20 protein-coding genes, 1 tRNA gene and 1 pseudogene are annotated in these 19,188 nt (G+C 42.9%); 15 read left to right on the forward strand and 7 right to left on the reverse strand.

Annotated elements, in window-relative coordinates:
* Positions 1 to 58 precede the first annotated feature (58 nt).
* The 4 genes and pseudogenes from N5O98_RS18575 to N5O98_RS18590 all read left to right on the forward strand — a co-directional run bounded on the left by N5O98_RS18575 (position 59) and on the right by N5O98_RS18590 (position 5,087).
* A complete protein-coding gene (locus N5O98_RS18575) occupies positions 59 to 1,369 on the forward strand; it encodes a MutS-related protein (protein WP_008776968.1) in 1,311 nt (436 codons plus the stop codon).
* A gap of 117 nt (positions 1,370 to 1,486) precedes the next feature.
* Positions 1,487 to 3,977 (forward strand): annotated as a pseudogene (locus tag N5O98_RS18580) (glycosyl hydrolase family 95 catalytic domain-containing protein).
* Between the two features lie 31 nt (positions 3,978 to 4,008).
* A complete protein-coding gene (locus N5O98_RS18585) occupies positions 4,009 to 4,566 on the forward strand; it encodes a chromate transporter (protein ID WP_004310700.1) in 558 nt (185 codons plus the stop codon).
* Positions 4,563 to 5,087 (forward strand): chromate transporter, encoded by a 525-nt coding sequence (locus N5O98_RS18590; RefSeq protein ID WP_004296410.1) that lies wholly within the window; start codon positions 4,563 to 4,565, stop codon positions 5,085 to 5,087. Before N5O98_RS18585 ends, N5O98_RS18590 begins: the two co-directional genes overlap by 4 nt.
* Before the next feature lie 80 nt (positions 5,088 to 5,167).
* Here N5O98_RS18590 and typA read toward each other — a convergent pair whose 3' ends face one another.
* On the reverse strand, positions 5,168 to 6,967 hold the full coding sequence (gene typA / locus N5O98_RS18595; RefSeq protein WP_004302390.1) for a translational GTPase TypA: 1,800 nt from the start codon (positions 6,965 to 6,967) through the stop codon (positions 5,168 to 5,170).
* Positions 6,968 to 7,122: 155 nt separating this feature from the next.
* Between typA and rpsO the strand changes: the two genes are divergently transcribed.
* The 3 genes from rpsO to N5O98_RS18610 all read left to right on the forward strand — a co-directional run bounded on the left by rpsO (position 7,123) and on the right by N5O98_RS18610 (position 9,839).
* On the forward strand, positions 7,123 to 7,392 hold the full coding sequence (rpsO, locus tag N5O98_RS18600; RefSeq protein WP_004296393.1) for a 30S ribosomal protein S15: 270 nt from the start codon (positions 7,123 to 7,125) through the stop codon (positions 7,390 to 7,392).
* A 186-nt stretch (positions 7,393 to 7,578) separates the two neighbouring features.
* On the forward strand, positions 7,579 to 8,154 hold the full coding sequence (locus tag N5O98_RS18605; protein ID WP_004296396.1) for a helix-turn-helix domain-containing protein: 576 nt from the start codon (positions 7,579 to 7,581) through the stop codon (positions 8,152 to 8,154).
* A 35-nt stretch (positions 8,155 to 8,189) separates the two neighbouring features.
* A complete protein-coding gene (locus N5O98_RS18610) occupies positions 8,190 to 9,839 on the forward strand; it encodes an AMP-binding protein (RefSeq protein ID WP_004310697.1) in 1,650 nt (549 codons plus the stop codon).
* A gap of 147 nt (positions 9,840 to 9,986) precedes the next feature.
* Here N5O98_RS18610 and N5O98_RS18615 read toward each other — a convergent pair whose 3' ends face one another.
* On the reverse strand, positions 9,987 to 11,069 hold the full coding sequence (locus N5O98_RS18615; RefSeq protein WP_004310696.1) for a mannose-1-phosphate guanylyltransferase: 1,083 nt from the start codon (positions 11,067 to 11,069) through the stop codon (positions 9,987 to 9,989).
* Positions 11,070 to 11,233: 164 nt separating this feature from the next.
* On the opposite strand from N5O98_RS18615, the gene N5O98_RS18620 reads away from it, so the two are divergent.
* The 8 genes from N5O98_RS18620 to N5O98_RS18655 all read left to right on the forward strand — a co-directional run bounded on the left by N5O98_RS18620 (position 11,234) and on the right by N5O98_RS18655 (position 17,223).
* A tRNA-Leu gene (locus tag N5O98_RS18620) sits at positions 11,234 to 11,317 on the forward strand.
* Between the two features lie 236 nt (positions 11,318 to 11,553).
* A complete protein-coding gene (locus N5O98_RS18625) occupies positions 11,554 to 12,462 on the forward strand; it encodes a hypothetical protein (RefSeq protein WP_007479974.1) in 909 nt (302 codons plus the stop codon).
* 124 nt (positions 12,463 to 12,586) lie between these two features.
* Positions 12,587 to 12,874, forward strand: a complete 288-nt coding sequence (locus N5O98_RS18630) for a helix-turn-helix domain-containing protein (protein WP_005944327.1) — start codon at positions 12,587 to 12,589, stop codon at positions 12,872 to 12,874.
* A gap of 5 nt (positions 12,875 to 12,879) precedes the next feature.
* Positions 12,880 to 13,953 carry an AAA family ATPase gene (locus N5O98_RS18635; RefSeq protein ID WP_004323659.1) on the forward strand — a complete coding sequence of 358 codons (1,074 nt, stop codon included), beginning with the start codon at positions 12,880 to 12,882 and terminating at the stop codon, positions 13,951 to 13,953.
* Between the two features lie 163 nt (positions 13,954 to 14,116).
* Positions 14,117 to 15,082 (forward strand): toprim domain-containing protein, encoded by a 966-nt coding sequence (locus tag N5O98_RS18640; RefSeq protein ID WP_005944329.1) that lies wholly within the window; start codon positions 14,117 to 14,119, stop codon positions 15,080 to 15,082.
* Between the two features lie 147 nt (positions 15,083 to 15,229).
* Positions 15,230 to 15,613 carry a MobC family plasmid mobilization relaxosome protein gene (locus N5O98_RS18645; RefSeq protein WP_004310825.1) on the forward strand — a complete coding sequence of 128 codons (384 nt, stop codon included), beginning with the start codon at positions 15,230 to 15,232 and terminating at the stop codon, positions 15,611 to 15,613.
* Entirely contained in the window at positions 15,579 to 16,499 is a 921-nt protein-coding gene (locus N5O98_RS18650) for a relaxase/mobilization nuclease domain-containing protein (RefSeq protein ID WP_008642636.1), read from the forward strand. Before N5O98_RS18645 ends, N5O98_RS18650 begins: the two co-directional genes overlap by 35 nt.
* A 4-nt stretch (positions 16,500 to 16,503) precedes the next feature.
* Positions 16,504 to 17,223, forward strand: coding sequence for a hypothetical protein (locus N5O98_RS18655; RefSeq protein WP_005944331.1), 720 nt, complete (start codon positions 16,504 to 16,506; stop codon positions 17,221 to 17,223).
* A gap of 52 nt (positions 17,224 to 17,275) precedes the next feature.
* On the opposite strand, the gene N5O98_RS18660 is transcribed toward N5O98_RS18655, so the two are convergent.
* From N5O98_RS18660 to N5O98_RS18680, 5 genes are all read right to left on the reverse strand, one after another.
* Positions 17,276 to 17,608: a helix-turn-helix domain-containing protein gene (locus tag N5O98_RS18660; protein ID WP_004323655.1), complete on the reverse strand. Its 333-nt coding sequence runs from the start codon at positions 17,606 to 17,608 to the stop codon at positions 17,276 to 17,278.
* Between the two features lie 129 nt (positions 17,609 to 17,737).
* Positions 17,738 to 18,157 carry a hypothetical protein gene (locus N5O98_RS18665; RefSeq protein ID WP_004323654.1) on the reverse strand — a complete coding sequence of 140 codons (420 nt, stop codon included), beginning with the start codon at positions 18,155 to 18,157 and terminating at the stop codon, positions 17,738 to 17,740.
* Entirely contained in the window at positions 18,111 to 18,350 is a 240-nt protein-coding gene (locus N5O98_RS18670; RefSeq protein WP_080720260.1) for a hypothetical protein, read from the reverse strand. The genes N5O98_RS18665 and N5O98_RS18670 overlap by 47 nt, the downstream gene beginning before the upstream one ends.
* A gap of 98 nt (positions 18,351 to 18,448) precedes the next feature.
* Positions 18,449 to 18,739: a hypothetical protein gene (locus tag N5O98_RS18675; protein ID WP_004323652.1), complete on the reverse strand. Its 291-nt coding sequence runs from the start codon at positions 18,737 to 18,739 to the stop codon at positions 18,449 to 18,451.
* A gap of 14 nt (positions 18,740 to 18,753) precedes the next feature.
* Positions 18,754 to 19,176 (reverse strand): SecDF P1 head subdomain-containing protein, encoded by a 423-nt coding sequence (locus N5O98_RS18680; protein ID WP_005944333.1) that lies wholly within the window; start codon positions 19,174 to 19,176, stop codon positions 18,754 to 18,756.
* Positions 19,177 to 19,188: the final 12 nt, after the last annotated feature.

Consider the following 19,188-nt stretch of genomic DNA (forward strand, 5'->3'; position numbering starts at 1 on the left):
TGTTTAAAACTTTTCCCTATATTTGCCAAAACAGGAGTACTAACCTTTAAAGGCGGTTATGGTATATCTAGCTACTGACAAACAGACCTATGCGGATCTAAGCATTACAGAGACTGCTAATAATGAGCAATTTCTTTTCTCTTTGTTTTCCAAAACAGAGACAAAAGAAGGAAAAGCGCTGATGTTGAACTGGATTATGTATCCGCTAAGTGATTTGGGGGAAATCCGTAAAAGACAGGAGGCTATTGTCTGGGATGCTTTGCCCGAACTTCTTTTGAATGAAGAAGAGCTGGATTTTATTGAGTATTACCTGGCTTATCGTGACCAGATACGGGAAGCTCATATTTTACTTTCATGTGCTACTGTTATCGACCGTCTGGTGCGATATGATTCGACCCGTTATGTGATCTGCAGAGGGGTGAAATTAGTGGTTCATCTCTTGCATTGTCTGAAGGAATGGGCGACAGAACTACCACAGGGCGCCCCGCAACTCATGAAAGAATCTGCTGCTATGATTGATAATATTCTCCATGGAAGTGAATTGGAGGAAGTATTGGAGCAGACCTCTGATGAGGAAAAACGACTATCTAACTTTGTCATAGACAAATTCGATTATCTGTTCCGGTGTACTCGGTTGTTATCTTTGAAGGAACTTCTGTCTGTTATATATCTACTTGATGTCTGCCGTACAGCTCACCGGGTGGCAAAAGAGAAGAACTTCTGTTGTATGCCGATAATGGTACCGACAATGGACTTCTCGGTGGAGGGAGTCGTTCATCCTTTTGTGAAAGATGCGCAGCCAAACAGTTGGCAGATGTCCCGGGGAAATATATGCATTTTTACAGGCTCTAATATGGCGGGAAAGTCAACAACTTTAAAAGCATTGACCTTGGCTGTCTGGTTGGCACATTGCGGTTTGCCTGTTCCTGTGAAATCAATGATTTGTCCTCTTTACGAGGGGATTTATACCTCTATTAATCTGCCGGATTCTTTGCGGGACGGACGAAGTCATTTTATGGCGGAAGTACTCCGTATTAAAGAAGTGATGCAAAAAGCTGTGACCGGAAAACGCTGTTTGGTGGTATTAGATGAGATGTTTCGCGGGACGAATGCTAAAGATGCGTTTGAAGCCTCCGTTGCCGTCAATGAATTACTGAAAAGCTTCTTTCATTGTCATTTCTTGATATCGACACATATTTTGGAATATGCGAAAGCCTTTGAAAAGGATTCTTCCTGTTGCTTTTATTATATGGAAGCAGAAATTATTGATGATGCGTTTGTCTGTCCTCATCGGTTGTTGTCAGGGATTTCAGAGGCCAGAGTCGGGTATTGGGTCGTGAAAAAAATACTGTCGGATGGTTTGATGTAATTTTACCTCATTATAGAGGTTGTTGAGATTCTGTTTTATTTTTATTAGATATATATTTTGACTACTTTTGTACAGACTATAAATAGGTTATTAATCTTAAATAACGACGCGACGACCATGAAGAATTTTTATTTCCTTCTTATTAGTTCCCTATTCCTTACCTCCGGGCTTTATGCGGGAGAAACAGATTATACTCAAGGACTTTCCATCTGGTTTGATACTCCGAATACTTTGCAGGGATATGCTGCCTGGTATGGCGGAAGACCGGATTTGTGGAAAGATGAAAATAAACCGGTAACAGCAGGAAGCGGACATAATCTGGATGCCAGTTGGGAGTCACAGTCATTGCCTATTGGTAACGGTAGCCTCGGCGCAAATATTATGGGATCGGTGGAAGCCGAACGTATCACTTTCAATGAAAAAACGCTTTGGCGCGGTGGTCCGAACACAGCGAAAGGTGCGGACTATTATTGGAATGTCAATAAACAATCGGCCCATCTTTTAGATGAAATACGCAAAGCATTTACAGAGGGAGATCAGAAAAAGGCTGAAATGCTAACGCGACAGAACTTCAATAGTGAAGTGTCGTATGAAGCTGACGGAGAAAATCCTTTCCGTTTCGGTAGCTTTACTACAATGGGAGAGTTTTATGTAGAAACCGGACTGAATATGATAGGAATGAGCGATTATAAGCGCATTCTTTCTTTGGATTCGGCTATGGCAGTCGTACAATTCAAAAAGGATCGTGTGGCTTATCAACGCAATTTTTTTTATCTCTTACCCCGCCAATGTAATGGTGGTACGTTTCAGCGCGGATCAATCGGGGAAACAAAATCTGGTTTTCAGTTATGCGCCCAATCCCCTGTCTACCGGCAGCATGGTTTCTGATGGAAATAAAGGACTGGTTTACACAGCTTCTTTGGATAATAATGGAATGAAGTATGTTGTGCGCATCCAGGCAGAAACAAAAGGAGGAACACTGTCTAATGCAGATGGAAAGTTGACGGTGAAGGATGCAGACGAAGTTGTATTTTATATCACAGCGGACACTGACTATAAGATTAACTTTGATCCGGATTTCAAAGATCCGAAAACATATATAGGCGTTAATCCCGAAGAAACGACAAAGCAGTGGATGAATAATGCAGTGGCGCAGGGATATACAGCTTTATTCAATCAACATTATAATGATTATGCTACTCTGTTCAACCGGGTTCGGCTGAATCTGAACCCAGCGGTGAAAGGAGTGAATCTGCCTACTTCCCAACGTCTGAAAAATTATCGGAAAGGACAGCCGGATTATTATCTGGAAGAGTTGTATTATCAATTTGGACGTTATCTTCTGATTGCCAGTTCCCGTCCGGGCAATATGCCTGCTAATCTACAGGGGATTTGGCACAATAATGTCGATGGACCGTGGCGTGTGGATTATCATAATAACATCAATATCCAGATGAATTATTGGCCTGCTTGTTCTACCAACTTGAATGAGTGCGTGCTTCCGTTGATTGACTTTATCCGTACACTGGTGAAACCGGGGGAGAAGACTGCACAAGCTTATTTCGGAGCAAGAGGATGGACGGCATCTATCTCCGGCAATATTTTCGGCTTTACCACTCCGTTGGAAAGTCAGGATATGTCGTGGAACTTCAATCCGATGGCAGGTCCCTGGCTGGCTACTCATATATGGGAGTATTACGACTATACAAGAGACTTGAAATTTCTGAAAGAAACCGGCTATGAACTAATAAAGAGTAGTGCGGATTTTGCAGTCGATTACCTGTGGCATAAGCCGGATGGAACCTATACGGCTGCTCCGTCCACTTCGCCCGAGCATGGTCCTATCGATCAGGGAGCTACTTTTGTGCATGCCGTAGTGCGTGAAATTCTGATGGATGCGATTGAAGCAAGCAAAGTGTTGGGTGTAGATAAGAAAGAACGTAAGCAATGGGAGCATGTGCTTGCCAATCTCGTTCCCTATCAAATAGGTCGTTATGGTCAGTTGATGGAATGGTCGGTGGATATTGATGATCCGAAAGATGAACATCGTCATGTGAATCATCTGTTCGGCCTGCATCCGGGACATACTGTTTCTCCGGTCACTACTCCCGAACTGGCGAAAGCTGCTAAAGTGGTATTGGTGCATCGTGGTGATGGTGCTACCGGTTGGAGTATGGGTTGGAAGTTGAATCAGTGGGCGCGTTTGCAGGATGGTAATCATGCTTATACTTTATTCGGCAATTTATTGAAGAACGGAACCATGGATAATTTGTGGGATACGCATCCGCCTTTCCAGATTGATGGGAACTTTGGTGGGACAGCGGGAATCACCGAAATGCTGCTCCAAAGTCACATGGGCTTTATTCAATTATTACCGGCTTTGCCGGATGCATGGAAAGACGGTTCTATCAGTGGTATCTGTGCAAAAGGAAATTTTGAGGTGGATGTGATCTGGGAGAATCATCAATTGAAAGAAGCTGTTGTACGCTCTAATGCAGGAGGCGACTGTGTCATAAAGTATGCGGATCAGACTATCTCCTTTAAAACTGTGAAAGGACGCAGTTATCAGATTGGATATGATGCAGCCAAAGGGCTCATTAAAAAATAAACACAAAATATCGGAAAATTAGAAAGAAAGGATGGTACTGGAGTATTTAAAATTATTCGTGACATTTGCGAAGATTGGAATGTTTACTATTGGTGGCGGTTATGCCATGATTCCGTTGATTGAACGGGAGATTGTTAACAAGCAATGGATGAATAAAGAAGAATTTATGGAGATGTTTGCTTTGACGCAGTCGCTTCCGGGTGTGTTTGCAGTGAATATTTCTATTTTTGTAGGATATAAGTTGTATAAGGTGGGTGGTAGCCTGGTGTGTGCATTGGCTACGATTCTTCCCTCTTTCGTTATCATGATGCTGATAGCCATGTTTTTTGCACAGTTTCAGGATAATGAAGTGATGATTCGTATCTTTAATGGAATACGTCCTGCCGTGGTAGCATTGATTCTGTTTCCTTGCATTTCTGCTGTTAGAGCTTTGAAACTGAAGTGTTTTCAGTTGATTGCTCCTGCCATAGCTACCGTGTTGATCTGGCAGTTCGGCTTATCACCTATTTATATTGTGGTGGCCGGAATTATAGGGGGATTGGTATATACATTATGGTTGAAAGAAAAAATAGCGAATAAACAGGTATGATATATTGGCAATTACTTTGGGTGTATCTTAAAATAGGTATGTTCGGTTTTGGGGGTGGATATGCGATGCTTTCCCTGATTCAACATGAAATAGTGGATCTTCATCATTGGCTGACTCCTCAACAGTTTACGGATGTGGTCGCAATTTCGCAGATGACTCCGGGACCGATTGGCATAAATAGTGCTACTTACGTAGGTTATGCGGTAACACAAAGTGTTTGGGGAGCTGTGTTGGCCACTGTAGCCGTTTGCTTGCCTTCTTTTATTTTGGTGTTGCTCATTTCTTATTTCTTTGCGAAGTGTAAGGATAATAAGTATATTAAAGCGGCTATGTCTGGACTGCTTCCTATGTCGGTCGCGCTGATTGCTTCGGCTGCATTACTTATGATGAATAGAGAGAATTTTATAGACTATAAAAGTATCGGTATTTTCGCAGCCGCCTTTTTGGTTACATGGAAATGGAATCTTCATCCTATTCTGTTGATTTGTCTGGCGGGTGTGGTAGGATTACTGTTGTATTAGTAATACTTATGGGAAAAAGAGCCCCCCGGTTGAACACTGCGTTTAACCGGGGGCTCTTTTATAATATTATGAAAGAATAGTTAGTTCTTGTTTGCACGTTTACGTTCGATTTCGTCCAAAATCACTTTACGCATACGCATTGCTTTAGGAGTAACTTCTACATATTCATCTTCCTTAATATATTCCAGTGCTTCTTCAAGTGAGAACTGGATAGGTGGAATCAGGCGTACTTTATCATCCGAACCGGAAGCACGCATATTCGTCAATTTCTTCGATTTGGTTACGTTGATAACCAGGTCGTTGTCATGAGAGTGTTCGCCTACTACTTGTCCTGCATAAACTTCGTCCTGCGGGAAGATAAAGAATTTACCGCGATCCTGCAATTTGTCGATGGCATAAGCAAAAGCTGTTCCGCTTTCCATAGCAATCATAGAACCGTTCGTACGACGTTCGATTTCTCCTTTGTGCGGTTGATATTCTTTGAAGCGGTGTGCCATGATGGCTTCGCCGGCAGAGGCAGTCAGTACATTGGTACGCAAACCGATGATACCGCGTGAAGGCATATTGAACTCAAGATTGATACGTTCACCTGTATTTTCCATCTTGACCATTTCACCTTTACGGCGAGTAACCATATCTATAATTTTGCTGGAATATTCTTCCGGTACGTTGATGGTCAGTTCTTCAATCGGCTCGCATTTCACACCGTCGATTTCTCTGAAGATAACCTGCGGCTGACCTACCTGCAATTCATATCCCTCTCGGCGCATTGTTTCAATTAATACAGAAAGGTGGAGTACGCCACGGCCGGAAACAATCCATTTACCGTCTTCTTCACTTTTTCTTACGCGGAGAGCCAGATTCTTGTCGAGCTCCTTCATCAGACGGTCGTGGATATGACGTGAAGTCACAAACTTGCCATCTTTACCGAAGAAAGGAGAATCGTTGATAGCAAACAGCATACTCATGGTCGGTTCGTCGATTGCGATTGGCGGCAATGCTTCCGGATTCTCGAAATCACAAACAGTATCTCCAATTTCGAAACCGTCGATACCTACCAGTGCGCAGATGTCACCGGAAGAAACTTCGTTTGTTTTCACGCGGCCTAAACCTTCGAAAACATGGAGCTCTTTGATTTTGCTCTTGAGCATATCACCGTTACGTTTCGCAAGCGTTATATTCATACCTTCTTTTAATGTACCGCGATGTACGCGGCCTACAGCGATACGACCGGTATAAGAAGAATAATCCAGAGAAGTAATCAACATCTGGGGAGTACCTTCCAATTGTTTGGGTGCCGGAATATTTTCGATGATACAATCCAGTAGCGGAGTAATACTGTCAGTCTGTTGCTTCCAGTCGGTGCTCATCCAGTTGTTCTTGGCGGAACCGTAAATCACGGGGAAGTCTAGCTGATCTTCCGTTGCGTTCAAGCTGAACATCAAGTCGAAAACCATCTCGTAAACTTCTTCCGGGCGGCAGTTAGGTTTATCTACCTTATTAACTACCACAATGGGTTTCAAACCGATTTCGAGCGCTTTTTGCAGTACGAAACGAGTCTGTGGCATCGGACCTTCGAAGGCATCTACCAACAGAATACAGCCATCGGCCATATTCAATACACGTTCTACTTCACCACCGAAGTCGCTGTGTCCCGGAGTATCAATAATATTAATTTTTGTACCGTTGTAATTGATGGATACGTTTTTGGAGAGAATCGTTATACCACGTTCACGTTCCAAATCGTTGTTATCCAGGATAAGTTCACCACTATTTTGGTTGCTGCGGAATAAATTTCCGGCCAATAGCATCTTGTCAACCAGCGTTGTTTTCCCATGGTCAACATGGGCAATGATTGCAATGTTTCGAATATTTTGCATATAATACCTATTATTTGGCTGCAAAGGTACGAAAATAGGATTAGAAATATGCGCAATGATAGCAATTTTTTCTTGTAAATCGTTGTGTGATATAAAGATAATGCCTATCTTTGCACGCTCAAAAGAATAATTTATCAATTAAAATTCTAAGAATTATGTATTTAGACGCTGCTAAAAAGCAAGAAATCTTCGGAAAGTACGGAAAGTCTAACACTGACACCGGCTCAGCTGAGGCCCAAGTGGCATTGTTTTCCTACCGTATTTCTCACCTGACTGAGCACATGAAGCTCAACAGAAAAGATTATAGTACTGAAAGAGCGTTAACGATGTTGGTAGGTAAGCGTCGTCGCTTACTCGACTACCTGAAAGCAAGAGATATCGAAAGATATCGTGCTATTGTTAAAGAGCTCGGTTTGCGTAAGTAATCTACTTGTCGCGAAAAGATTTAAAGCCGTTCCTCATGATAGAGGAACGGCTTTTTTTTAGTTTCTTCTTTTTCTTCCTGATAGTCGTATTTTCTTCGGTTATAATTGTGTTCATCTAAAGATTTTGCTATTTTTGCAGCTTAATTATTATAATTTATCACCTTTGATAACTAAAATGCTTTCAAAATGGATACAAGTAAGATTGTTGGCGAGAAAATTAAAGCCCTCCGCGAAGATAAATCAATAAGCATAGAAGAGTTGGCGCAACGTTCAGGTTTGGCTATCGAACAGGTTGAACGTATTGAGAATAACATTGATATACCTTCTCTCGCACCGCTGATTAAGATTGCGCGTGTGTTGGGAGTACGTCTGGGTACTTTCCTTGATGATCAGGATGAAGTCGGACCGGTCGTATGCCGTAAGAAAGAAGCCAAAGATGCGATCAGTTTTTCCAATAATGCGATTCACTCTCGCAAACACATGGAATATCACTCGTTGTCCAAGTCAAAGGCGGACCGTCACATGGAACCGTTTATTATCGATGTGATGCCGACGGAAGATACTGACTTCGTGCTTTCTTCTCATGAAGGAGAAGAGTTTATCATGGTTATGGAAGGTATCATGGAAATCAGCTATGGCAAGAACACCTATCTGCTGGAAGAGGGTGATAGCATTTATTATGATTCCATTGTTCCTCATCATGTACATGCTTATGAGGGACAGGCTGCAAAAATCTTGGCAGTAGTTTACACACCGATTTAATGAAATAGTAGGAACCAAGACTTAAGTATAATTACATGCAATTATTTGATCGTACTTTGGGGCAGTGGCTGGAACACTGGGCTGAAGAGACTCCCGATAAGGAATATATCGTATATTCCGACCGAAATCTCCGTTTTACCTGGAGTCAGTTGAACCGTCGTGTGGATGATATGGCAAAAGGGCTTATTGCCATTGGTGTGGAACGTGGTACCCATGTGGGTATCTGGGCGGCTAATGTTCCCGATTGGTTGACATTGCTATATGCCTGCGCGAAGATTGGTGCGGTATATGTTACAGTGAATACGAACTACAAGCAATCGGAATTGGAGTATCTTTGCCAGAACTCGGATATGCATACGCTTTGTATTGTGAATGGTGAGAAGGATAGTGATTTTGTGCAGATGACATACACGATGCTTCCTGAATTGAAGACTTGTGAGCGTGGACATTTAAAGAGCGAACGCTTTCCGTATATGCGAAATGTAGTATATGTAGGTCAGGAAAAACATCGTGGTATGTATAATACAGCGGAGATCCTGCTGTTGGGAGATAATGTGGAAGATGACCGTTTGAACGAACTAAAAAGCAAAGTGGATTGTCACGATGTAGTAAATATGCAATATACATCGGGCACTACCGGCTTCCCGAAAGGGGTGATGTTGACACATTATAATATCACCAATAATGGATTTCTGACGGGGGAACACATGAAGTTCACGGCAGATGACAAACTTTGTTGTTGCGTTCCGTTGTTCCATTGTTTTGGGGTAGTATTGGCTACCATGAACTGTCTGACTCATGGTTGTACACAAGTGATGGTAGAACGTTTCGACCCGTTGGTTGTGCTGGCCTCTATTCATAAAGAACGTTGTACGGCTCTTTATGGTGTGCCGACTATGTTTATCGCCGAGTTGCATCATCCGATGTTCGATCTCTTTGATATGTCTTGTCTTCGTACAGGTATTATGGCCGGTTCGCTGTGTCCTGTCGAACTGATGAAGCAGGTAGAAGAGAAAATGTATATGAAGGTGACTAGTGTATATGGACTGACGGAGACCGCTCCGGGTATGACAGCTTCTCGTATTGATGATCCGTTCGATGTACGTTGTAATACGGTAGGACATGATTTTGAATTTACGGAGGTGAAGGTGATTGATCCTGAAACAGGTGAAGAATGTCCGGTTGGGGTACAAGGTGAAATGTGTAACCGTGGTTATAATACCATGAAAGGATATTATAAGAATCCGGAAGCAACGGCGGAAGTGCTTGATGAAAACAACTTCTTGCATTCCGGCGACTTGGGTATTAAGGATGAAGATGGAAATTACCGGATTACCGGACGTATCAAAGATATGATTATTCGTGGTGGCGAGAATATTTATCCGCGCGAAATAGAAGAGTTTCTTTATAAGCTTGACGGAGTGAAAGATGTTCAGGTGGCTGGTATTCCTTCTAAAAAGTATGGTGAGGCAGTCGGAGCATTTATTATTTTGCAGGAAGGAGTACAAATGCAGGAAGCCGATGTACGTGATTTCTGCAGAAATAAGATATCCCGTTATAAGATTCCGAAATATATTTTCTTTGTGAATGAATTCCCGATGACGGGTAGTGGAAAGATTCAGAAGTTCAGATTGAAAGATCTGGGACTGCAACTTTGCAAGGAGCAGGGAATAGAGATTATTTAGAAACTCATGATTATTTAAAGACACACAAAGTTTTTTGATTATAAACAGTGAACGGTGAACTCTCTGCAATCAATTATGCGGTTTGTTCACCGTTCACTATTTGTATGCTCTTATCCGGTTTTGTCTCCGGCGTCAAGTTGCGTGTTATTAAATGAAATCATCGCCCAGTTGCATTTGGGCATCGTTTACATATTTACGGATGGCATGTTCTTCATCTTTGCGACAAATCAAAAGAACGTTGTCCGATTCGGCTATCAGAAATCCTTCCAGTCCATCGATAACGGCCAGTTTGCCTTTCGGAAGTACTACCATATTATCTTTACTGTTATATATAAGTGAATGGCACTTCAGCGTAACATTGCCTTCCGGGTCTCTTTCCGATAAATCATAAAGTGATCCCCAAGTTCCAAGATCGGACCAGCCAAAATCTCCTAATGATACATACACATTATCCGCTTTCTCCATAATGCCGAAGTCGATGGATACATTAGGACATGCTGGAAAGTTTTCTTCGATGAATGCTTTCTCCTTGTCGGTGGCATAAATATCTTTTCCCGGTGCCAGTTTGGAAGCTAATTCAGGCAGTAAATCTTCACTTGCTTTGATGATTGTATTTACATTCCACATAAATAGGCCGGAATTCCAATAAAATTCTCCGCTCTCTACGAATACTTTAGCTAATTCCAGTTCCGGTTTCTCTGTGAATGTTTTTACTTTATAGAAGTTTTCTCCTGCGGGTTCGTCTATTTGTATATATCCATACCCTGTTTCCGGGCGATTGGGTTTAATTCCTAATGTCAGTAGCTTTTCCGAGCGTGAAACAAAATCAAGTCCTTTTTCGATAGCGGCAAGAAACTCATCCTCTTTTAAAATTAAATGGTCTGAAGGGGCGACTACGATATTAGCGTTCGGGTTCAGTGCCCGGATGTGGTAAGCGGCCCATGCTATACATGGAGCGGTATTTCGTCTTGCGGGTTCCAGCAGAATCTGTTCTTCGTTCACTTCGGGCAATTGTTCCTTCACTAAGTCCGCATACATTGCATTGGTAACGATGAAAATATTTTCTGTTGGGATAACCTTTTGGAACCGGTCGAAAGTCTGTTGTAAAAGTGAACGGCCCGTTCCGAAGAAATCTAAGAATTGTTTGGGCAATGTTTTGCGGCTAAACGGCCAGAAGCGGCTTCCAATGCCGCCACCCATAATCACGCAATAATTATCCTGGTTTGTCATGATAGTGACTCTATTTTAAAGTTTCTGCTAATGTACGGTTTATTCTCTGAATAGAGAAGTGTTTAAGATATGTTTTATTATTTTTTTCTCCTTTTTTTTGCCAAACTATTGTGGAATCAAAATAATGTCGTATCTTTGCACCGCAATTGAGAAATCAAGTATGCGCCCAGATGGCGGAATCGGTAGACGCGCTGGTCTCAAACACCAGTGGATTCACTTCCATCCCGGTTCGACCCCGGGTCTGGGTACGAATAAACCCTGATAATCACCTGATTATCAGGGTTTTCTGCTTTTATAGGGCGTACTAAATGTGTACTGAATGACGAATACAAAGAAAAGGTGTACTTTAATAGTTTTCTTCCCCATATCTTTATAATTTCTTAACGCTTATCCTATCTTTTCTTCCTTATTATTGCCGATGTTTTCGGGAAAAGTGAGATTCTTACCTTATATTTGTAGTAAGAACGTTTAAAGGCACACGATTATGGAAAATCATATAGAAACCAATTTCAGAGAAATACAGAAGATATTAGATAGTTGTATAGCTCATGACTATAAAACTAAAGTAGATGCACTATTTTTAAAACGTGAATATTTGACGCAAGCCCAGCTAAAGGATTATTTGCGACAAGAAATTTTCCGTGTGACTGAAAATATTGTAGCCATCCAACAAAAATACCGTGTCGTGCGTAACATTGTATTGGACATGGATATTCCCGATTTTTTGTGGGAAAGTGGTTATTTTGAGGACTTGAATTCTGATGAAAGAAAAAAGTATATCGGTTTCCGCTGCTCTGATTTTGATATGGATGCATATTTGCATGAACCGTCCTGTTATGATGGGCGGCTTCCTTATTTGTCCATTATCGTTAATCTTGTCGTGCTTTCCAAATATTTGCGCTATCTGCAAGAACAGGAAAGCAATTACCATACAGATGCGGTTGCCATCCAAGAGCAAGCCTTGCCAAAAGAGAAAGAGGAAAGTGCAGATACTAATCCAACCAAGATTGTGGGCAAAAGCAATCCTTTCAAGTCCACGTTGAAAGCTAATGAAATCAAACTTCTGACCGACTGTGTGAATGAAGCGAATATGTTTACTACTACCGTCAGTGCCAAAATACTTACCGATTTTTTCAACTGCAAACTGAATGGGGTATTGAAAGTTAATAATACCCGTCTGTTAGCCTATCTTATGATGCAACTTAGCTGTTATAATTACATCGTTTATGAATGGCAGTCTGTCATAGCAAACAATAAACTGATATTGAAGAAGATAAAAGGTGAACCGCTTACACGTACTGACCTGTCGAGTGCGACAGACCAAGCGAAAAACATCTATCCGAAAGGATATGAAATCATAGACAAATACATCAAACAACTGCAAAAAGGTTGAGCATAGATTGAACGCTCAAACAAAGGTCAATTAGACTTCATTTTCAAGCTCTTAACTTTGCCCCCGTTAACAAAAAAACGAGGGTGCGCACCTTCATATTGTTTCACCTAAATTCCTAAACAATATGGAAAAAAATTTAGAGTTAAGAGTTTCCGAACTCGAAAAGATGTTGTTCCTTTCAAAGAACGTGCTTAGCTTCGATGAAGCGAGCAAGTTCTTGAACCTTTCTAAAAGTTACCTGTACAAGCTGACTTCGGGTAACTTGATACCCCATTACAAGCCGCAGGGCAAAATGCTTTATTTTGAGAAAGCGGAGTTGGAAGCATGGTTGCGTCAGAACCCGGTCAAGACGCAGGCGCAGATAGAGCAGGAAGCGCAGAAGTATATCCTTAACCGTCCTCTAAAGAAATAACGGCTATGGAAAATAGAAAAGCGACAGAAGCCGGGCAGGACATCACCATGCAGAAAGAGGATTTCGCAGCCCTTTGGAAAACCATTCATCTAAAGGTGACGGACACTTACGAAGTGCCGCCCGAAATACTCTGGGTGAACGGCTCTACCATTGGCACGTTGGGTAATTTCAGTGCATCCACGGGTAAAGCCAAGAGCAAAAAGACATTCAACATTTCCGCTATCGTTGCGGCAGCGTTGAAGAATGACGAGGTATTGAAGTATTCGGCATACCTGCCACCGAACAAACGGAAAATCCTCTATGTAGATACCGAGCAGAGCAAATACCATTGCCACAAGGTCATGGAGCGTATTTTGCGGCTTGCCGGACTGCCTACCGACAAGGACAGGGACGATTTTGTTTTCATCGTGCTAAGGGAGCAGACACCCGATAAGCGGAAACAGATTATCGGTTATATGCTTGAAAATATGCCCGATGTGGGGTTGCTCATCATTGACGGAATCCGTGACTTGATGTATGACATCAACAGCCCCAGCGAATCGACTGACCTAATCAACCTCTTGATGCGCTGGTCAAGCGGATATAACCTGCATATCCATACCGTACTGCATTTGAACAAGGGGGATGACAACACAAGGGGGCATATCGGTACGGAACTGAACAATAAGGCTGAAACCGTCCTGCAAATTACCAAAAGTACGCAGGACGGCAACATAAGCGAGGTAAAGGCGATGCACATACGTGACCGGGAGTTTGACCCGTTCGCATTCCGTATCAACGACAGCGCATTGCCCGAAGCCGTGGACGGTTATGTATTCAAGCAACCCAGCCAAGACAGGGGCTTTCCACTGGCAGAACTGACGGAGCAACAGCACAGGACAGCTTTGGAAAACGGTTTTGGCAAACAGGTCATATATGGTTACGAGAATGTCCTAAAGACCTTGAAACAGGGTTATGCAAGTATCGGCTACAAGCGTGGACGCAATATCCATGTGGATTTGAACAAGTTCCTTGTGAACAAGCGCATGATTGTGAAAGAGGGCAAGGGCTACCGCTATAATCCCGATTTCCATTATTAAAAGTCAGTTTGGTTTAGTCCGGGTGTATATATAAGAGGAACGGACTTACTATTTCCCTGTATCGGAACAGGCAGGTTTAGTATGGTACGGGTATATATATAACGGACTAAACAGGACTGGCGCACTTTTCAACTATTTTTTAATCCCCAAAAAAGAAAATGTTATGAACATCGAAGATGTGAAACAAATACCCATCGCAGACTATCTGCATAGTTTAGGTTACTCTCCTGTCAAGCAGCAGGGTAACGGCTTATGGTACAAATCACCGTTAAGGGAGGAACACGAACCGTCTTTCAAGGTGAACACTGACCGCAACCTTTGGTATGACTTTGGCGCAGGCAAGGGCGGCAACATCATCGCACTGGCAAAGGAACTCTATTGCTCCGACAGCCTGCCATACCTGTTAAACCGGATAGCGGAACAGACACCGCACGTCCGCCCGGTCAGTTTTTCTTTTCCCCAGCGTAGGACAGAACCGAGTTTCCAACATTTGGAAGTCCGTGACTTGACCCATCCGGCATTGCTCCGTTACTTGGAGGGACGGGGTATCAATATCGAACTGGCAAAAAGAGAATGTAAGGAACTCCATTTTACCAATAACGGCAGACCGTTCTTTGCTATCGGTTTCCCGAACATAGCAGGAGGTTACGAGGTTCGCAATTCCTTTTTCAAAGGCTGCATCGCCCCGAAAGACATCACCCATATACGGCAGCAGGGAGAGCCGAGAGAGAAGTGTTTGGTATTCGAGGGTTTTATGGACTATCTTTCTTTCCTCACGCTCCGGATGAAGAACTGCCCGACCATGCCCGACCTTGACAGGCAGGATTATGTCATACTCAACTCTACTGTCAATGTGCCGAAAGCTATTGACGTGCTGTACCCGTATGAACGCATCCACTGTATGCTTGACAATGACAAGGCAGGATATGAAGCGACACGGGCTATCGAATTGGAATACTCCTACCGTGTGCGTGACTTCTCGGGCAATTACAGGGGGTATTCGGACTTGAACGATTACCTGTGCGGCAGGAAGCAGGAACAGAAGAACAGCACCAGCCAAGCGCAGGAGATAAAGCAGGAAACCGGACAACGTGCCGCCCCAAGACAGAAAAGGGGCAGGGGCATTTAGTCCGGCAGGATTACCAGCGACAGGCGGTTTAATTTGGAGAGCAAGGTTATGTTTCGGTAAACCGAAACTACCTTGCTTTGCTTGACAGCAAAGAAAATTTCTCCCGTTGGTCGCAATTTTTAAGATACCATTTAAATGTAAAAACCTATGACGAATATAAAGGATAAGCCGGGGGGACGTCCGGCAAAGAAACGGATAGAGAAGCAGCAACGGGTAGTCAGCACGAAGCTGACCGAGTTGCAGTATTATGCCATCAGGAAGCGAGCCGGGGAAGCCGGGTTGCGTGTCAGTGAGTATGTCCGGCAGGCGGTTGTTTCGGCAGAGGTCATACCCCGGCTGAATAGGCAGGATGCGGACACCATCCGCAAGCTGGCAGGGGAAGCCAACAACATCAACCAACTGGCGCACCGAGCGAATGCCGGAGGTTTCGCACTGGTGGCGGTGGAACTGGTGAAACTCAAAAACAGGATTGTCGAAATTATAAATCAGTTGTCGGATGATTGGAAAAATAAAAAAGGGAAGCGGGTTTAAGGGCTGTGTGAACTATGTGCTTGGTAAGGAGCAGGCGGTTTTGCTTCATGCGGACGGGGTTCTGACTGAAAGCCGGGGCGATATAATCCGCAGCTTCTGTATGCAGACCGGGATGAATCCCGATTTGAAGAAGCCTGTCGGACATATTGCGTTAAGTTATTCGGCAGTGGATGCACCCAAATTGACAGACGAGAAGATGGTACAGCTTGCGCAGGAGTATATGCGTGAAATGAAAATCACCGATACGCAGTATATCATCGTGCGCCATCAAGACCGGGAACACCCACATGTGCATATCGTGTTCAACCGCATAGACAACAACGGCAAGACCATTTCGGACAGGAACGATATGTACCGTAACGAGCAGGTATGCAAGAAGCTGAAAACCAAACACGGGCTTTATTTTGCTGGTGGAAAAGAACAGGTAAAGCAGCACCGCTTGAAAGAGCCGGACAAGTCGAAATACGAGATTTACACGGCTGTAAAGAACGAAATCGGGAAGTTCAAGAACTGGCGGCAGTTACAGGAGCGGTTAGCGGAAAAGGGTATTACTGTCCGGTTCAAGTACAAGGGGCAGACGGGCGAGATACAGGGCGTTTCCTTTTCCAAAGGCGAATACACGTTCAAGGGTTCGGAGATAGACCGCAATTTTAGTTTCTCCAAACTGGATAAATGTTTCGGGGATGCAGGACTGAATACGGTCGGAAATCAACGGCAGACAGCTTTTACACCCGTTCGGGAGCCATTGCCGACACAGGGAAAGACTGACAGTCCGTTGATAACTGGCTCACTCGGTCTGTTCACCGCTTCATCACCCCCTGCGGATGAAGAACCAAACTTGAATTTAAGAAAGAAGAAGAAAAAGAAAAAACAACTTAATTTGTAAACACATGGAGAAAAATTTGATTTTAGAGGGGCTTCTCTCAATGGTTACTGAATTGAAAGAGAAGCAGGAAGCACAGGTAACGCCAGCCAGTCGGGAGGAAACTCTTGAAAGACTGAACGCAATCGAACAGGCATTGTCGGAATTGCACAGTAACCCGGCTGTTCCCGAAAAGGATTTGCAGGCTATCCGAAGCCAGCTTGACGAGATAAGGAATAGGATGCAAGGTCAGCAGAAACATATCGAGGACACCAAGAAAATAGTATTGGAAACCTACCGTTGTTTCAAGGTAATGCTTGATGCTTTGGGCTCTTGCAAGACGGATAAAGAGGAAGCTATACCCTTACCGCTCTATCAACGGATTTGCAACAAGGTCGCTTCTTGGATTCGTCCGGGATTGTTCCTTTTTTCGGCAGTGCTGGTTATCTGTTCCGTTTCCATATTCTTGAATATCCGTTTGGCTGAACGTATGCAGCAGTTACAGGACAACGATATGAAATACCGCTATTTGCTGATGCAAGGACAGGCAGACGGGGAAACTTTTGATATACTGGAAAACAAGTTCAAATGGCAACGGGATAACGGCTTTATCCGAAGTCTGACCGATTCAGTGATGGATTTTGAATACCGCATCCAAAAGCAGGCGGAAGCACTGGAACGTGCAAGGCTGTTGAACGAGCAAGCCGAACAGCTAAAGAAAGAAGCTGATAAGCTGGGTAAGCCATAAACGGGGAAAGCCGGGATGGATGAAGCACATTCACCGTTCCGGCTTTTCAGATTCACTTCTTTTTCTTCGTACAGTGTTCTTTCTCGAACTGGCGTAGCGTGGTGACGCTGAACCTTTCCTTGATGAACTCCCGGACATCGGAAGCCTTGTAATACACTTTTCCGCTGATAGTGAAGTATGGCAACGCACCGATAGCCCGGTAGCGTTGCAGGGTTTTGATGCTTACTTTGAACAGCAGGCACAAGTCTTGATTATCCAATAGGTTATCATCTTCGGGCAGTACCCTGTCTGCATTGCGTAGTACCCGTACATCTTTGCAGAGTTCTTCCAGTTTGGCATACAGCTTCTGCATCCATCCACCAAATTCGTCATTGTCTATATACATAATTGCTTCATTTTTCAGATTATACATTTTGTTTGTCAATCGATTGATGAAGCAAAGTTCTAAAAACGGATACAAAGAAATTACAGGAGAACTAATGGAGTCCCCTATAAATAAATCATAAGTTGCTGATTATCTATATCCTTTCTTATCATGTTCATTTTTGATTAGGTTTGCCAGTCCATTAAGAAATTCGGTGAGTTTGCCCGGCTTCCGTTTTATCACGTCCTCATGTTTTTGGTGGCAGTCGCTTATCTTAATGTTAAACAACCATTCAAAACCTTTGGATAAGTCCACTAAATAGGCAGGTTTACCGTTCTGATAAACGATGTCTTTGGAGAGGAATAAGCCGCTTACCACTTCCATGATATTGATAAGGGTTGTTTTGTCGGCGAGGTAGAGAGGGGAAAGGGGCTGTTTATTGATGCGTTGCTGTAGTTGTTCCGGGTATTTGATGCGCCATTCAATAAGGCGTATTTCAGTGTTCAAAAGTCCTATCGCTTCATCAATTAAATGCAAATAGGGCATTTTTTTCTTGCTCAAACCGTACACGATACGATTTAAGACGGTGTAAACCAAAGGAAAAATAGCGAAGTAAAATACTGTAATCCTGTTCGTTGATACCAAAATCGGCTACATGCGTAGCCAATTCCTCAATAGCTTCTGTAAACTCCGATGCAGAAACTTTACGTTGTGAATATTCCGACAATAAGCGGAAAAATCGCTGTTCTAAAATTAGATTCATGTATGTATTCATATAAAAAATAAGCCTTAGCGAGACTTAGGAAAAGGCTTATTTCAATTCATAATATTGTAATCCGCAAGTTGTTGTTTTGGGGGAATTTAGAAAAATAGTTTATAGCAAAGTAATCCCAATAAAAATAGCACTAAAAGGCATATTGTAAGAAATATATATATCCTAAACATATATATTTGGTCTGATTGCTCCTTTTCTATGGTTTTTTTACGGATTTCTTCTATCTTTTCAATGGAAACATTGGATAAATCAGCATTTTTACCTTTGCCTACAAGATATTTGTGATGTTCTTTCATCCTGTCTCTATTCAACTTGCGAAGCTCACGGTTCTCTTTGTCCCGTTGTAGCATATCATTTATGCAACCTAATGTTCCCATTTTCCAGTTAACATTTAATTTCCAAACCTTGATATATCAATTTCTTTTTGTAGTTCCCTAAAGATACGTTCCAAATCATATCCATGCGGATTGGAAATTTGGAAACATCCGCTTTCTATGGGGCTATTAACCTGAGGAGCAGTTATCACCGTGTCATTGAAAACGAAAGCGATGTACTTTCCTACACTCTTTGTTGTGGCTTCTCTCCATATAGGCAATTTATCTTGGAGGAAGACACCGGTAATGACCGAGTGTCCAAAAGCATCAGTTTCCAAACGTAAAGAATCGAAATCCATAACAGTAAGGAAAGGTGTTTGTGAAAGGCTGTCTGTAGTCTGTGATGTTACGTAGTACCAGCCGTTTGTCCGGTGAAAGGATTTTGTCTGCATACAAGCTGTCATTAGTAGGCAGAAAAAGAGAATTGTTGAAATCTTCATATCCGCTATTTT

The sequence above is a fragment of the Bacteroides sp. LFL-34 genome (genome assembly GCF_027257075.1).
Lineage (GTDB): Bacteria > Bacteroidota > Bacteroidia > Bacteroidales > Bacteroidaceae > Bacteroides > Bacteroides ovatus.